This is a genomic window from Streptomyces sp. V4I2, from assembly GCF_030817655.1.
GTDB classification, from domain to species: Bacteria; Actinomycetota; Actinomycetes; order Streptomycetales; family Streptomycetaceae; genus Streptomyces; species Streptomyces plumbiresistens.
The window spans coordinates 1,066,740-1,080,774 of record NZ_JAUSZM010000003.1 but is presented as its reverse complement, the minus strand read 5'-3'; the positions used below and the strand labels follow the sequence as shown (position 1 = coordinate 1,080,774).

14 protein-coding genes are annotated in these 14,035 nt (G+C 70.9%); 11 read left to right on the top strand and 3 right to left on the bottom strand.

Annotated features, from left to right (window positions below):
- Nucleotides 1-135: 135 nt before the first annotated feature.
- Complete coding sequence (gene paaK / locus QFZ76_RS05940) at nucleotides 136-1,470, bottom strand: phenylacetate--CoA ligase PaaK (protein ID WP_373464265.1); 1,335 nt, start codon at nucleotides 1,468-1,470, stop codon at nucleotides 136-138.
- Between the two features lie 144 nt (nucleotides 1,471-1,614).
- Here paaK and QFZ76_RS05935 point away from each other — a divergent pair, with 144 nt between their 5' ends.
- From QFZ76_RS05935 to QFZ76_RS05925, 3 genes are read left to right on the top strand one after another with little or no spacing between them, the layout of a single operon-like run.
- The gene (locus tag QFZ76_RS05935; RefSeq protein WP_307672704.1) at nucleotides 1,615-2,079 is read left to right on the top strand and encodes a hypothetical protein; all 465 of its coding nucleotides are present in this window, start codon (nucleotides 1,615-1,617) and stop codon (nucleotides 2,077-2,079) included.
- A 45-nt stretch (nucleotides 2,080-2,124) separates the two neighbouring features.
- Nucleotides 2,125-2,988: an alpha/beta fold hydrolase gene (locus QFZ76_RS05930; RefSeq protein ID WP_307672703.1), complete on the top strand. Its 864-nt coding sequence runs from the start codon at nucleotides 2,125-2,127 to the stop codon at nucleotides 2,986-2,988.
- Nucleotides 2,989-3,026: 38 nt separating this feature from the next.
- Nucleotides 3,027-3,740, top strand: coding sequence for an alpha/beta fold hydrolase (locus tag QFZ76_RS05925; protein ID WP_307672702.1), 714 nt, complete (start codon nucleotides 3,027-3,029; stop codon nucleotides 3,738-3,740).
- Nucleotides 3,741-3,743: 3 nt separating this feature from the next.
- Here QFZ76_RS05925 and QFZ76_RS05920 read toward each other — a convergent pair whose 3' ends face one another.
- A complete protein-coding gene (locus QFZ76_RS05920; RefSeq protein WP_307672701.1) occupies nucleotides 3,744-5,570 on the bottom strand; it encodes a sulfatase in 1,827 nt (608 codons plus the stop codon).
- A 116-nt stretch (nucleotides 5,571-5,686) separates the two neighbouring features.
- A complete protein-coding gene (locus QFZ76_RS05915) occupies nucleotides 5,687-7,306 on the bottom strand; it encodes an acyl-CoA synthetase (RefSeq protein ID WP_307672700.1) in 1,620 nt (539 codons plus the stop codon).
- Between the two features lie 178 nt (nucleotides 7,307-7,484).
- Here QFZ76_RS05915 and QFZ76_RS05910 point away from each other — a divergent pair, with 178 nt between their 5' ends.
- The 8 genes from QFZ76_RS05910 to QFZ76_RS05875 all read left to right on the top strand — a co-directional run bounded on the left by QFZ76_RS05910 (nucleotide 7,485) and on the right by QFZ76_RS05875 (nucleotide 14,035).
- Complete coding sequence (locus tag QFZ76_RS05910) at nucleotides 7,485-8,285, top strand: crotonase/enoyl-CoA hydratase family protein (RefSeq protein ID WP_307672699.1); 801 nt, start codon at nucleotides 7,485-7,487, stop codon at nucleotides 8,283-8,285.
- Between the two features lie 47 nt (nucleotides 8,286-8,332).
- Nucleotides 8,333-9,283 (top strand): Zn-ribbon domain-containing OB-fold protein, encoded by a 951-nt coding sequence (locus QFZ76_RS05905; protein WP_307672698.1) that lies wholly within the window; start codon nucleotides 8,333-8,335, stop codon nucleotides 9,281-9,283.
- Complete coding sequence (locus tag QFZ76_RS05900; protein WP_307672697.1) at nucleotides 9,284-10,315, top strand: thiolase domain-containing protein; 1,032 nt, start codon at nucleotides 9,284-9,286, stop codon at nucleotides 10,313-10,315.
- On the top strand, nucleotides 10,312-11,478 hold the full coding sequence (locus tag QFZ76_RS05895) for a thiolase domain-containing protein (protein WP_307672696.1): 1,167 nt from the start codon (nucleotides 10,312-10,314) through the stop codon (nucleotides 11,476-11,478). The genes QFZ76_RS05900 and QFZ76_RS05895 overlap by 4 nt, the downstream gene beginning before the upstream one ends.
- An 83-nt stretch (nucleotides 11,479-11,561) precedes the next feature.
- Complete coding sequence (locus QFZ76_RS05890; RefSeq protein WP_053749912.1) at nucleotides 11,562-11,804, top strand: DUF397 domain-containing protein; 243 nt, start codon at nucleotides 11,562-11,564, stop codon at nucleotides 11,802-11,804.
- Nucleotides 11,805-11,941: 137 nt separating this feature from the next.
- Complete coding sequence (locus tag QFZ76_RS05885) at nucleotides 11,942-12,838, top strand: universal stress protein (protein WP_307672695.1); 897 nt, start codon at nucleotides 11,942-11,944, stop codon at nucleotides 12,836-12,838.
- A gap of 44 nt (nucleotides 12,839-12,882) precedes the next feature.
- The gene (locus QFZ76_RS05880; protein ID WP_307672694.1) at nucleotides 12,883-13,482 is read left to right on the top strand and encodes an ABATE domain-containing protein; all 600 of its coding nucleotides are present in this window, start codon (nucleotides 12,883-12,885) and stop codon (nucleotides 13,480-13,482) included.
- A gap of 55 nt (nucleotides 13,483-13,537) precedes the next feature.
- Nucleotides 13,538-14,035: a hypothetical protein gene (locus tag QFZ76_RS05875; RefSeq protein WP_307672693.1), complete on the top strand. Its 498-nt coding sequence runs from the start codon at nucleotides 13,538-13,540 to the stop codon at nucleotides 14,033-14,035.

Below are 14,035 nucleotides of genomic sequence, written 5' to 3'. Positions count from 1 at the left end.
CAGGTTCGCCACCCCGTTCCGGCTGAGGCGGCGGCACCGGCCACAATCGCGCACCGAGTCGTCGCGAACGCCATTGCGGGCTCATCCATGTGGCTGAGCCCGACTACTGCCCGGGTGGGGGTTCCCGCCACTCGCTCAACCGCGGTGCTCCGGCTGTTGACGCGATCGCAGGTCCACGATCCGCCGGATCTTTCCCACGGACCGCTCCAGCGACTCCGGAGCCACGATCTCGACGGCGACCGACACACCGATGCCGTCCTTCACGGCCGCCGTGATGGCCCGCGCGGCCGTGTCCCGGTCCTCGGGCGTGGCGTCGGCCCGGGCCTCCGCCCGCACGGTGAGGGCGTCGAGGCGGCCCTCACGGGTGAGCCGGAGCTGGAAGTGGGGGGCGACACCCGGTGTGCGCAGCACGATCTCCTCGATCTGGGTGGGGAAGAGGTTCACCCCGCGCAGGATCACCATGTCGTCGCTGCGGCCGGTGACCTTCTCCATCCGCCGGAACACCCGGGCCGTACCCGGCAGCAGCCGCGTCAGGTCCCGCGTCCGGTACCGCACGACCGGCATCGCCTCCTTGGTGAGCGAGGTGAAGACCAGCTCGCCCCGCTCGCCGTCCGGCAGCACCTCACCGGTGATCGGGTCGACGACCTCGGGGAAGAAGTGGTCCTCCCACACGTGCAGTCCGTCCTTGGTCTCCACGCACTCCTGCGCGACCCCCGGGCCCATCACCTCCGACAGCCCGTATATGTCCACCGCGTCGATCGCGAACCGCTCCTCGATCTCCTGCCGCATCCGCTCGGTCCAGGGCTCGGCCCCGAAGACACCCACCCGCAGGGAGGTGCCGCGCGGGTCGACGCCCTGCCGCTCGAACTCGTCGAGGATCGTCAGCATGTACGACGGCGTGACCATGATGATCTCGGGCCCGAGGTCCTGGATCAACTGGACCTGGCGGGCCGTCATACCGCCGGACGCGGGGATGACCGTACAGCCGAGCCGTTCGGCCCCGTAGTGCGCGCCCAGCCCTCCGGTGAACAGCCCGTACCCGTACGCCACATGCACCGTGTCCCCGGGCCGCGCGCCCGCCGCGCGCAGCGAACGGGCCACCACGTCGGCCCACAGGGAGAGGTCGCCCTCGGTGTAACCGACGACGGTCGGGCGTCCGGTGGTGCCGCTGGAGGCGTGGATGCGCCGGATCCGGTCCTGGGGCACGGCGAACATCCCGTACGGATAGTTCTCGCGCAGGTCCGCCTTGGTCGTGAACGGAAAGCGGGCCAGGTCGGCGAGGGAGCGGCAGTCCTCCGGACGGACACCGGCCTTGTCGAAGGACTCGCGACAGAACGGCACGTTGTCGTAGGCGTGCCGCAGCGATCTCCGCAACCGCTCCAACTGCAGTGCCCGCAACGCCGCTTCGTCGAGCCGCTCTCCCGAGTCGAACAGGTCCGTCGAGCCGGACACATCCGTCGCGTCCACCATCGGCACCTCACCCTCACCAAGCATGACAATCCAGGCGACCGATCATTCGGTCGAGGTGTTCGGGATCAGTAATCCAGGACAGCTCGGGCCGAGGCAAGGGGGCGGTTCGGGTTTTCTCGGCGTGGCGCGGCGGAGAACGGAGCCGTGGATCTGAGACCGGAGTTGCTGCCCGGCACGGTGCCGGAGGCGCGAGTGCGAGCGCTCGGCCGTGAGATCGAGCGGATCGAGGAACTCCTGCGTTCGGGCGAACGGGTGAGGGCACAGGCGGCGATCGCCGCGTTCAACGCGGACACCGGGCACGAGTGCGGGCCGTACGACTTCCTCGCCCACTCCGGATCACGAAGCACGCACGACTTCGCGGTGGAGGCGGGGCGTCCGGTGTGTCCGCGGGTGCTGGACATCACGCGGGACGCACTCGTGGAGATCGTCCGCAGAGTTCTGGAGTCGGAGTCGGAGCCGGAGTCGGACTATTTCCTGCGGCTGTTCGCGACGAACGTGGCGCACCCGGCGGCGGCCGACCTGATCCTCCGTCCGCCCGCCGACCTCGAGGGCGCCTCGGCACAACGGATAGTCGACGCGGCTCTGGCCTACCGGCCCCTCGCCCTCTGAGGAACTCCGTTGCGGGTGCGGCGGGCGGTCGCCATGATCGGTGCCATGGCGACCTTCACCGCGCCCGACGGGACCGTGCTCGCCTACCACGTCCGGGGCGAGGGCGCCCCGCTCGTCGTGCTGCCCGGAGGGCCGATGCGCGCCTCCGGCTATCTCGGGGATCTGGGGGGACTCGCCGTGCATCGGCGGCTGGTGCTGCTCGACCTGCGCGGAACCGGTGACTCCGCGGTGCCGGCGGATCCGGCGACCTACCGGTGCGACCGGCTCGTGGACGATGTCGAGGCGTTGCGGGCCCATCTGGGGCTCGCGCACATGGACGTGCTCGGGCACTCGGCGGGCGGGAGTCTGGCCATGCTGTACGCGGCCCGGTACCCGGCGCGGCTGGGGCGACTGGTGCTGGTCACGGCGACGCCCTGGGCGTTGGGCATGCCGGCGACGGGCGAGGACCGGCTGGCCGCGGCGCGGCTGCGGGCGGGTGAGCCGTGGTTCGAGGAGGCCTTCCCCGCGTTCGAGGCCTGGGTGGCAGGAAAGGGTGACTTCGACCCGGCGTTCGCGTCCTTCTTCTACGGGCGCTGGGACGAGACGGCGAAGGACCACGACGCCCGCGCGGACGAGCAGTGCAACGACGAGGCCGCCGACAGGTACGGCTCCGAGGGCGCCTACGACCCGCCGGCGACCCGGACCGCCCTCGCGCGCCTGGACTCGCCCGTCCTCGTCCTCGCCGGCGAGTTCGACGGCGGTCCGCGGCCCGAACTCGCCCGCCGATCCGCCGAGGTGTTCCCGGACGCCGAGTTCGCGGTCCAGCCCGGCGCGGGGCACTACCCCTGGCTGGACGACCCGGAGTGGTTCGTACGGCGTGCCGTCGCGTTCCTGGACGGAGCCGAGGTCTCTCTGCCCTCGGCAGAGTAGCCGTGTGATCCGGTGCCCCTCCGGTTACGTTGCCCGGCATGGACACCGTCAAGGTGAACGGCATCACCCTCGCGTACCGCACCTGGGGCCCCGAGGACGCGCCGCCCGTCCTCCTGCTCCACTCCCGCGGGGCCGACGGCGCCGACTGGACGCCGGTCGCCGAGCGACTCGCCACGGGATCGCGCCCGCGCCGGGTCTACGCCCCCGACCTGCGCGGCCACGGGCACAGCGACTGGCCCGGCACGCAACCGGGTGCCGGGCGGGAGGCGTACGCGTACGAGGCCATGCGCGACGACGTCCTCGCCTTCCTCACCGGCCTCGGCATCGGCCGCGTCGACGTCGTCGGGCACTCGCTGGGCGGTGCCGTCGCCTACCTGCTCGCGCAGCACGCGCCCGAGGTGGTGCGCCGCCTCGTCCTGGAGGACGTACCCGCGCCGCTGCCCCTCGATCCACCCCGAGCGCCCACCGAACGACCCGACGGAGCCCTGCCGTTCGACTGGGCCATGGTGCGGGCCACCGACGCACAGCGCAACGCCCCTGATCCTGTGTGGTGGAACCACATGGCGCGGATCACCATGCCGACGCTGCTCATCGCAGGCGGGCCGACCAGCCTGATACCGCAGGACCAGGTCACCGCGCTCGCCGAACCGCTTGCCGACGCCCGCCTGGTGACCATCGACGCCGGGCATCTGGTGCACGAGAGCCGGCCGGCGGAGTTCCTCACCGTCCTGAAGGCGTTCCTGGCGGCGTGAAGCTCACTTGGCGTACGCCGTCATGAAGCGGTCGCGGAACTTGTCCATGCCCCACTGCGGCGCGTTCTCGGCGGGCTTGAGGCCCTCCGACCAGCCCCAGTCGGAGATCCTGTCGAGCACCTTCTGGTCGCGGGCGACGATCGTGATCGGCACGTCCGTGCTGGTGTCGCCCGCGGTGACGGTCGGGACGGGCTGGTGGTCGCCGAGGAAGACGAGGACGGTGTCGTCGTCGCCGTAGCGCTCGACCCACTCGGTCAGGCTGTCGACGGAGTACTGGACGGCCTTGCGGTACTCGGTGCGCACGCGCTTCTGGTCCTTCCACACCTGCTTGGGGTTCGTGCCCTCCTTCTTGATCTGGTGGAAGACCGAACCGTCACCGAGGTCCTCCCAGTCGATCATGTGCGCGATGGGGGACCAGGGGTTGTGGCTGGAAGCGAGGATGATCTCGGCCATGATCGGGTCACGGTTCTTCTTGCCGTGCTCCAGACGTTCGAAGGCCTCCAGGCTGAACTGGTCGGGCACGGGCGTCCAGCTGAAGTACGGGCCCTGGTAGCCGAGGTGCTCGGAGTCGTAGATGTGGTCGAGGCCGAAGAACTTGCCCTCGGGCCAGGCCTTCCGCACACCGGGGACGATGCCGACCGTGCGCCAGGCACCGGTCTTTTGGAAGTAGCTGGTGAGGGTCGCCCGGTCGCCGGTGGTCAGACTCCCGTACCGCTGCTGGTTCTTGACCCACAGGCCGGACAGGAACGTCGAGTGGGCGAGCCAGCTGCCGGCCCCTGTCACCGGCGACTTGAGCCAGGCGCTGCGCGACGCGAACCCGGCCGCCTCCAACCTGCTCGTGCCCTCCTTGAGGGTCGCGTCCATCTCCGGTGCCATCTGCGGGTCGTCGATCGCGACACGGCCGTAGCTCTCGACGAAGGTGAACAGGACGTCCTTGCCGCGCAGTCCGGTCAGCAGCTGGTCGGGCGGTGTGTCGGCGAAGGCGTCGACGGCGGCCTGCTTCTTGAAGACCTGGGCGTCCCCGAGGCCGTCGCGCACCTGCTGCACACGGTTGGCGAGGTACCCGGTGTAGCCCTTGGTGGCGACCGGGAGACCGCCGAACTGCACGCCCAGAGTGAAGCAGGTGATCCATGCGGTGCCGAGGACGAGGACCGTAGGGACGGCCACGGGGTTTCGGGCCATCACGTTCGTCAGCCGCACCATGGCGAGCGTGCTCAGCACGAGCACGGCAATAAGCAGGACGATCACCCCGGTCACCGCGAGCACCTGACCCGAGCGGCCGAACGACTCCCTGAGGAAGTCCGTCGCATCGTCCAGCAGAATCCAGTCGAAGATCAGGTCGAACGGCCGGGCCAGGAACTGGCGGAAGCCGATGTCGAAAAGCTTCAGGACGGTGAACAGTCCGAGGACCACCCCAGAGACGACGCTCGCGATCCGCCGTGGCTTCGGAGGCAGCGCGAGCAACAGGCCCGCCAGCAGGATTCCTTCCGCGGGGATGCGGAGGAACGAGTGGATCGAGAGCCGGTCGAGCCGGGCGGGCATGAGCAGCGAGCCGAAGACCAGCACACCGGCCAGCACACCTGTCCCCGCGCTCACGCCGCGTGCCGTACGGGGGTAGCGACGGCGCCAGCCGAACCAACCGGGTGACGGTGAGTCCGCCGTTTCGACGGCGTCGGTTTGCTCGACGACGTCCTCTCCCGCCTGCTTTCCCGTCTCCTGTGCCGTCTCCTGAGGCGCTCTCGTCTCCTCTGCCGACGCGGCGGTGTCACCGTCCGCCTCGGCCCCGCCCTCGGTGTCCGGCAGTTGACGAGAGCGAGTGAAGAGCGACACCCGATGGTCCTTCCGTGCGGTCGTGCAATGGCATGGCAAACATGGCCCTGGGGCCGAGCCTGCCATCACCAGTACGTCCGCACGTCACCTTCGGTTCAATCGCACGGGTCGGAGTTTCACCCGGCCGCGGCCACCGCCACCTCCCGGGCCCACCGGTAGTCCGCCTTGCCGCTGGGCGAGCGCCGCACGGCCTCCGTGATCACCAGTTGACGCGGGACCTTGTACCCGGCGAGCCGGGACCGGCAGTGCGCCTGGACGTCCTCCAGGGACGGCCGTACCGCCCCCTCGCGCAACTGCACCACGGCCGCCACATGGTGGCCCCACTTCACGTCCGGTACCCCGGCGACCAGCGCGTCGTACACGTCCGGATGGGATTTGAGCGCCTGCTCGACCTCCTCCGGATACACCTTCTCGCCGCCCGTGTTGATGCACTGCGAGCCCCGGCCGAGGACGGTGACCACGCCCTCCTCGTCGACGGTGGCCATGTCGCCGAGCAGCACCCACCGCTCGCCGTCCTTCTCGAAGAAGGTCTCGGCGCTCTTGTGCGGGTCGTTGTAGTAGCCGAGCGGCACATGGCCGCACTGCGCGACCCGGCCCACCTCGCCGACCGCGACCGGCTGGTACGTGGCCGGATCGACCACCTGGGTACGGGAGTTGACGCGGACGCGGAAGCCGCGCTCGGGGCCGGAGTCCTCCGTCGCGGTGCCGTTGAAGCCGGACTCGGAGGAGCCGAAGTTGTTGAGCAGCATCACGTTCGGGACGAGCGCCTGGAACTGCCGGCGGACCGTGTCCGACATGATCGCCCCCGACGACGACACGCTGAACATCGACGACATGTCGGTGCCCTTCAGTGGACCTTCGAGCGCGTCGATCAAGGGCCGCAGCATCGCGTCGCCCACCAGCGACATGCTGGTGACCTTCTCCCTCTCGATCGTCCGCAGCACCTCCTCGGGCACGAACTTGCGGTGCAGCACGACCCGCTGACCGAAGTTGAACCCGATGAACGCGGTGAGCGTGGAGGTGCCGTGCATCAGCGGGGGAGCCGGGAAGAAGGTGATCCCCGCACCGCCGGCCGCGACCCGCTCGGCGAGTTCCTCCGGCTTCTTCACCGGTTCGCCGGTCGGCGCGCCGCCGCCGAGCCCCGAGAAGAACAGGTCCTCCTGGCGCCACATCACGCCCTTGGGCATCCCCGTGGTGCCACCGGTGTAGATGATGAACTGGTCGTCGCCCGACCGGGAGGGGAACCCGCGCTCCGGGGAGCCGGAGCCTTCCGCCGCCGCGAAATCCACGGCGGCCACCTCGGCCGCCCCCGATACCGGCGTCCCCACCCGCACCAGATGCCGCAGCGCGTCCGTGTGCGGCAGCGCCGCCGCCACCCGGTCGGTGAACTCCGCGTCGAAGACCAGGGCCACCAGATCGGCGTCCCGGTAGAGATAGACCAACTCGTCCTCTACGTAACGGTAGTTGACGTTGACCGGCACGATCCGCGTCTTCAGGCACCCCAGCACGGTCTGGAGGTACTCGACGCCGTTGTACAGGTGGAGCCCGACATGCTCGCCGGGACGTACCCCGCTGTCGAGGAGATGGTGGCCGACGCGATTGGCGGCGGCGTCCAGTTCCGCGTACGTCAGCCGGCGCTCCGCACCCGTACCGGGATGGTCGATGTACACGAGCGCCTCGCGGTCCGCGACCACGTCGACGACCGACTCGAACAGGTCGGCAAGGTTGTACTCCACCGCTCCTCCTGACCTCGGACGGGCCCTGGTGCTTCGACGGTTCGCCGCCATCTGAGCAAAGGGGGCCGCAACTGTGAAGGGTCCGCGTCGAAGAAATCTGACTGAGTGTCAGAAAACCCTTGAAGTGCCCAGGCGCCTCCTGCAACCTGTTCTCGTTCTTTCAGAGGGGAGATGGGCAATGGGTGGGACGGAACACCTCACCGTGCGGCGCGAAGGCGCCACACTGGTGCTCACGCTCAACAGGCCCGACGCCAGGAACGCGCTCTCGCTGTCCATGCTCGTCGGCCTGTACGACGGCTGGCTCGAGGCCGACGAGGACGACGAGGTCCGCTCGATCGTGCTGACCGGCGCGGGCGGCGCGTTCTGCGCCGGCATGGACCTCAAGGCCCTCGCCGGGCAGGGAATGGAGGGCGAGCAGCACCGGGACCGCCTCAAGGCAGACCCGGACCTGCACTGGAAGGCGATGCTGCGCCACCACCGCCCCCGCAAACCGGTGATCGCCGCCGTCGAGGGGTACTGCGTCGCCGGCGGCACGGAGATCCTCCAGGGCACCGACATCCGGGTCGCCGGCGAGTCGGCGACCTTCGGGCTGTTCGAGGTCAAACACGGGCTGTTCCCGATCGGGGGCTCCACCGTCCGGCTGCAACGGCAGATCCCGCGCACCCACGCCCTGGAGATGCTCCTCACCGGCCGCCCCTACACCGCCCGCGAGGCCGCGGGCATCGGCCTGATCGGCCACGTCGTCCCCGACGGCATGGCACTCGACAAGGCCCTGGAGATCGCCGAACGGATCAACGCCTGTGGCCCGCTCGCCGTCGAGGCCGTCAAGGCGTCCGTGTACGAGACCGCCGAGATGACCGAGACCGACGGACTCGCCGCCGAACTCAAGCGCGGCTGGCCGATCTTCGACACCGCCGACGCCAAGGAGGGCACGCGCGCCTTCGCGGAGAAACGACCGCCCGAGTACAAGCGCGCCTGACCACGCGTACCAGCGCGTCCGACCTCCCCCAGAAGGAGACATCCGGGATGCCCGAAGTCCTCAAAGCGCCGCTCGTCGTCGAGTTCCCCTTCACCCGCTCCCTCGGCCCCGTCCAGAGCGCCTTCCTCACCGGCCTGCGCGAACGCGTCGTCCTCGGCGTGAAGACCGGCGACGGCCGCGTGCTCGTCCCGCCCGTCGAGTACGACCCCGTCACCGCCGAGGAGATCCGCGACCTCGGCAGCTTTGTCGAGGTCGCCCCCACCGGCACGGTCACCACCTGGGCCTGGAACCACGCCCCCCGCCGCGGCCAGCCCCTGTCCACCCCCTTCGCCTGGGTCCTGGTCCGCCTCGACGGCGCCGACACCGCCCTCCTGCACGCCCTCGACGCCCCCGGCCCCGACGCCGTGCACACCGGCATGCGCGTCCGCATCCGCTGGGCCGACGAACGCACCGGCGCCATCACCGACATCGCCTGCTTCGAGCCGTACGACGGCGACCGGGCCGAACCGGCGGGCCACACCGGAGAGTTCGAGAACCCGGTCACCGGCATCGTCGCCCCGGCCCGCCTCGACTACACCTACACGCCCGGCCGCGCCCAGTCCGCCTACATCCACGCACTCGGCGACCGGCGCATCGTCGGCGAGCGGTGTCCGTCCTGCCGCAAGGTGTACGTCCCGCCGAGGGGTGCGTGCCCCACATGTGGTCTCGCCACATCGGAACAGGTGGAAGTGGGTCCCCGCGGCACGGTCACCACCTTCTGCATCGTCAACATCAAGGCGAAGAACCTCGACATCGAGGTGCCGTACGTCTACGCGCACATCGCCCTCGACGGTGCCGACCTCGCCCTGCACGGCCGCATCGGAGGCATCCCCTACGACCGGGTGCGCATGGGCCTGCGCGTCGAACCCGTGTGGACGGAAGGATCCCGCCACCCCGACCACTACCGGCCGACCGGCGAGCCCGACGCGGACTACGAGACGTACAAGGAGCTGTTGTAGATGCAGCCACTCAGGGATGTCGCCGTCGTCGCCTTCGCGCACACCGGCCACCTGCGCACCGCCGACGAGCTCTCCGAGGTGGAGATGCTCATGCCCGTCCTGCACGAGGTGCTCGACCGCACCGGCCTGAAGACCGCGGACATCGATTTCACCTGCTCCGGCTCCTGCGACTACCTCGCCGGCCGGGCCTTCTCCTTCACCCTCGCCCTCGACGGGGTCGGCGCCTGGCCGCCGATCTCCGAGTCCCATGTCGAGATGGACGGCGCGTGGGCGCTGTACGAGGCGTGGACCAAGATCCTGACCGGCGACGCCGACACCGCCCTCGTGTACTCCTACGGCAAGTCGTCACCCGGCTCCGTCCGCGACGTCCTGACCCGACAGCTCGACCCGTACTACGTGGCACCCCTGTGGCCCGACTCCGTCGCCCTGGCCGCCCTCCAGGCGCAGGCACTCATCGACACGGGCGCGACGGACGAGCCCGCCCTGGCCGCCGTGGCGGCCCGCAGCCGCAACTCAGAGACGAACACCGCGGCCCAGCAGGACTACGTCGTACGGCCCCTGCGCACCGGCGACTGCCCACCCGTCGGCGACGGCGCCGCCGCGGTCGTCCTGGCGGCCGGGGACCGGGCCCGGGACCTGTGCGCGCGGCCCGCCTGGATCCGCGGCATCGACCACCGCATCGAGGCACACGGCCTCGGCGTCCGCGATCTCACCGACTCACCGTCCGCCCGACTGGCCGCCGAGAAGGCCGGCGCCTTCGAACGCCCCGTCGACACCGCCGAGTTGCACGCACCCTTCAGCTCGCAGGAGGTCGTCCTGCGCAAGGCTCTCCGGCTGGACGACGACGTGCGGATCAACCCCTCCGGCGGTGCCCTCGCCGCCAACCCGGTCATGGCCGCCGGGCTCATCCGCATCGGCGAGGCCGCCGCCCGCATCCACCGCGGCGAGTCCGACCGGGCCCTCGCCCACGCCACCTCCGGACCCTGCCTCCAACAGAACCTGGTCGCCGTACTCGAAGGGGATCCGCGATGAGCAAGGAGCCCGTGGCCGTCGTAGGCATCGGCCAGACCAAGCACGTGGCGGCACGCCGGGACGTCTCCATCGCGGGGCTCGTGCGGGAGGCCGCCCGCAGGGCCCTGGACGACGCCGAGCTGGACTGGGCGGACATCGACGCCGTCGTCATCGGCAAGGCGCCCGACTTCTTCGAGGGCGTGATGATGCCGGAGCTGTACCTGGCCGACGCGCTGGGTGCCGTGGGCAAGCCCATGCTCCGGGTGCACACGGCGGGCTCGGTCGGCGGGTCGACGGCGCTGGTCGCCGCCAATCTGGTGGCGGCAAGGGTCCACGGCACCGTGCTCACCCTCGCCTTCGAAAAGCAGTCCGAGTCGAACGCCATGTGGGGACTGTCCCTGCCCATCCCCTTCCAGCAGCCGCTGCTGGCCGGGGCCGGCGGGTTCTTCGCCCCGCACGTACGCGCCTACATGCGACGCAGCGGCGCCCCCGACACCGTCGGCTCCCTGGTCGCGTACAAGAACCGGCGCAACGCGCTGAAGAACCCGTACGCGCACCTGCACGAGCACGACATCACCCTGGAGAAGGTCCAGGCCTCGCCCATGCTCTGGGACCCGATCCGCTACTCGGAGACCTGCCCCTCCTCCGACGGAGCCTGCGCGATGGTCCTCACCGACCGCGCGGGAGCCGCCCGCTCGCCCCGGCCGCCCGCCTGGATGCACGGCGGCGCGATGCGCAGCGAACCCACCCTGTTCGCGGGCAAGGACGCCGTGTCGCCGCAGGCCGGCAAGGACTGCGCGGCCGACGTGTACCGGCAGGCCGGGATCGCCGACCCGCGCCGGGAGATCGACGCCGTCGAGATGTACGTGCCGTTCTCCTGGTACGAGCCCATGTGGCTGGAGAACCTCGGCTTCGCCGACGAGGGCGAGGGCTGGAAGCTCACCGAGTCCGGGGTCACCGAACTGGACGGGGACCTGCCCGTCGACATGTCCGGCGGCGTTCTGTCGACGAATCCGATCGGCGCCTCCGGCATGATCCGTTTCGCGGAGGCCGCGCTCCAGGTGCGCGGTCAGGCCGGGGAACACCAGGTGGAGGGGGCACGTCGGGTGCTCGGGCACGCCTACGGCGGCGGATCGCAGTTCTTCGCCATGTGGCTGGTGGGGTCCGAGCCCCCCGCCTCCTGAAAGGTCCCCCTCACACGGCCTGTTGGCGCCCGGGGCCGATCGCTAGGCTGGCCGCGGACGACGCAATCGGGAGGAGCACGGACGTGGCCGAGACCACCATCCAGCAGCAGCCGCTCATGGGCTGGGACAAGCCCGAGCTGGACCTCAGCAACGCCGACTGGCACTCCAGCAGCCGTGGCCTGGGGGATGTCCAGATCGCCTTTGTCGAGGGATTCATCGCGATGCGCAACAGCGGCCGGCCCGAAAGCCCGTCCCTGATCTTCACACCCGCGGAGTGGGGAGCGTTCGTGTCGGGAGCGAGGGAAGGGGAGTTCGACCTCACGTGACCTGCGTGAGCTGACGGGCCGATCCGGCTGTGTTCCGACCGTTTTTCCGGACACGCGACCTTGAGCGCTCTCCCAAGGCCGATGCTGAGCAAGGCTGACCCCTGGAAGCGAAGGTCGTCTCCGGAGGTGAGGAACGCATGAGTACTCTGCCGGTGGTCGCGGCGGTCGACGGTTCGGACGACAGCCTGCGCGCTCTGGACTGGGCCCTCGACGCCGCCCGTCGGCGCGGGGCGCCGCTGCGGGTGGCCCATGTGCGGCAGTACGCCGCCTGGACCCAGCCCGGAGCCCCGGTCGTGGCGGCGCCGGCGGACGACCAGGTGCTCGCGGACGTGCGCGCTCATCTGGAGAACCGGGCCGACCTGCCCGACACGGAGTACGTCGGTCTGGACGGGGCCATCGGCGTCCTGCTGCCCGAACTCGGTTCCACCGCCCAGTTGATGGTGCTCGGCTCCCGGGGCCGCGGCGGCTTCGCCAGCCTGCTGCTCGGTTCCACCAGCATGGCCGCCGCCCGCGACGCCGAGTGCCCCGTCGTGGTGGTGCCCCGGCCCGGCCGCGAGGTCCACGGCGACGCGCCGGCCGGGCCCGGTCCCCGTGTGGTCGTCGGCCTCCAGGTGGACAGCCCCGACGAGGCCACGCTCGCCTTCGCCTTCACCGAGGCCGCCCTGCGCGGCGCGCGCCTCCAGGTCGTCGCCGCCTACCCGTGGCCCGTCCAGAGCTGGGCGGCCCCCGGCGAACTCGTCCCGGCGATGATCGACCAGGACGCCGTCGAGAGTGAGACCCGGGCCCTCGCCGAGGGCTTCCTCGCCCCGCACAGTTCCCGCCACCCCGACGTCCGGGCCGAGCCGTACATCGCACCGGGCGACGCGGCCGGTCACCTCGTCGCCGCCTCGAAGGACGCCGACCTGGTCGTCGTCGGCCGCCACCGACGCCGCCTGCTGGCACCCGCCCGCATGATGGGCTCCGTCACCCAGGCCGTCCTGCTGCACGCGGCGAGCCCGGTCGCGGTGGTGCCGCCGGCGCCGCCGGAGGACTGAGACACCCCCAGTTAATGGAATTCGCCGTGCCTATCATTAGCCCCATGCAGGCCACGATCAGCAGCGATGCCCGCCTCGTCCTCGACCTCGCCCTGACCATCCGGCACGACGGCCACGGCAAAGTCGCCGACGACCTGTCCGACCCCGCCGGTCTCTCCGCCTGGGTCCGGGCCCGCCCCGACGCCCTGCCGGAGGCAGCCGGGTTCGTCGCCGACGAGGCCGCTCTCGCCGCCGTCCGTGATCTGCGCGCCGCCGTCCGCGCCCTCTTCGCCCGGGCGGTACGGCCCGCCGAACCGAGCCCCGCCGACGCGGCCCGCCTCCTGCCCCTCGCCGAGGCCGTGCGGCGGCTCAACGAGGCGGCCGCTCGTACGCCCACCGTTCCCGTGCTGCACTGGGCCGAGGACGCCGAACCCGTCGTACGGCATGAGGCCGTGCGAGGCGGAGGCGAGCTCACCGCGCTGCTCGCGCACGCCGCGATCGCCTTTCTCGACGGTCCCGAGCGGCAGCGGCTGCGGGCCTGCCACGCGCCGCGCTGTGTGCGGTACTTCCTCAAGGAGCACCCGCGCCAGGAGTGGTGCAAGCCGTCCTGCGGCAACCGTGCCCGCGTCGCCCGTCACCACGAACGGCATCGCAGGAGTGCCTAGCCCGCAAGAGCCGCCCGCACGTCACGCGAGGGCCTCGGGCACGTACCATTGCGGCATGTCGTTCCTCCGCCGCCGTAGCGCCACGCCCGCCGGGCCCGACTTCGACGTACTGGCCATGGACCCGGGCGACTGGCCCGGCAATCTGGGCGCCGGTCTGCTGCCCGCGCCCGACGGCAGCTGCCAGGGCGTCTACCTTCGCTACGACCTCTTCGGCGGCCGCGGCCCCGCGATGATCATCGGCAACCTCCCGGAGGGCTCCCCGGCCCGCGAGGTCACCGAGGGCGAGATCCCCTTCGAGGTCGGCCAGCTGCTGCTGGCGCTGGAGAACGACGAGGAGGTCACCGTCGTCGGCGTCGAGGACATGCCGGTGATGCAGGGCGACAACCTCCTGATCGTGCGCCGCCTCAAGCTGTCGGAGAGCCGGATCTCCTGCGTGCAGTTCGACCGCAGCGACAACGTCCTGGTGACCATCGCCGCCTGGGACCGCCCCATCACCGACGACCTGTACGCCCTGCTGAAGCCGCTCCCCGCGGAGCTTTTCCAGCAGGGCTGA

Bases quoted from the DNA above. Each gene is read 5' to 3' on its own strand.
- QFZ76_RS05910 (WP_307672699.1), top strand. From the start codon at position 7,485: ATGGGTGGGACGGAACACCTCACCGTGCGGCGCGAAGGCGCCACACTG.
- QFZ76_RS05895 (WP_307672696.1), top strand. From the start codon at position 10,312: ATGAGCAAGGAGCCCGTGGCCGTCGTAGGCATCGGCCAGACCAAGCAC.
- QFZ76_RS05930 (WP_307672703.1), top strand. From the start codon at position 2,125: ATGGCGACCTTCACCGCGCCCGACGGGACCGTGCTCGCCTACCACGTC.
- QFZ76_RS05880 (WP_307672694.1), top strand. From the start codon at position 12,883: ATGCAGGCCACGATCAGCAGCGATGCCCGCCTCGTCCTCGACCTCGCC.
- QFZ76_RS05875 (WP_307672693.1), top strand. From the start codon at position 13,538: ATGTCGTTCCTCCGCCGCCGTAGCGCCACGCCCGCCGGGCCCGACTTC.
- QFZ76_RS05885 (WP_307672695.1), top strand. From the start codon at position 11,942: ATGAGTACTCTGCCGGTGGTCGCGGCGGTCGACGGTTCGGACGACAGC.
- QFZ76_RS05925 (WP_307672702.1), top strand. From the start codon at position 3,027: ATGGACACCGTCAAGGTGAACGGCATCACCCTCGCGTACCGCACCTGG.
- QFZ76_RS05900 (WP_307672697.1), top strand. From the start codon at position 9,284: ATGCAGCCACTCAGGGATGTCGCCGTCGTCGCCTTCGCGCACACCGGC.
- QFZ76_RS05905 (WP_307672698.1), top strand. From the start codon at position 8,333: ATGCCCGAAGTCCTCAAAGCGCCGCTCGTCGTCGAGTTCCCCTTCACC.
- paaK (WP_373464265.1), bottom strand. From the start codon at position 1,470: ATGGTGGACGCGACGGATGTGTCCGGCTCGACGGACCTGTTCGACTCG.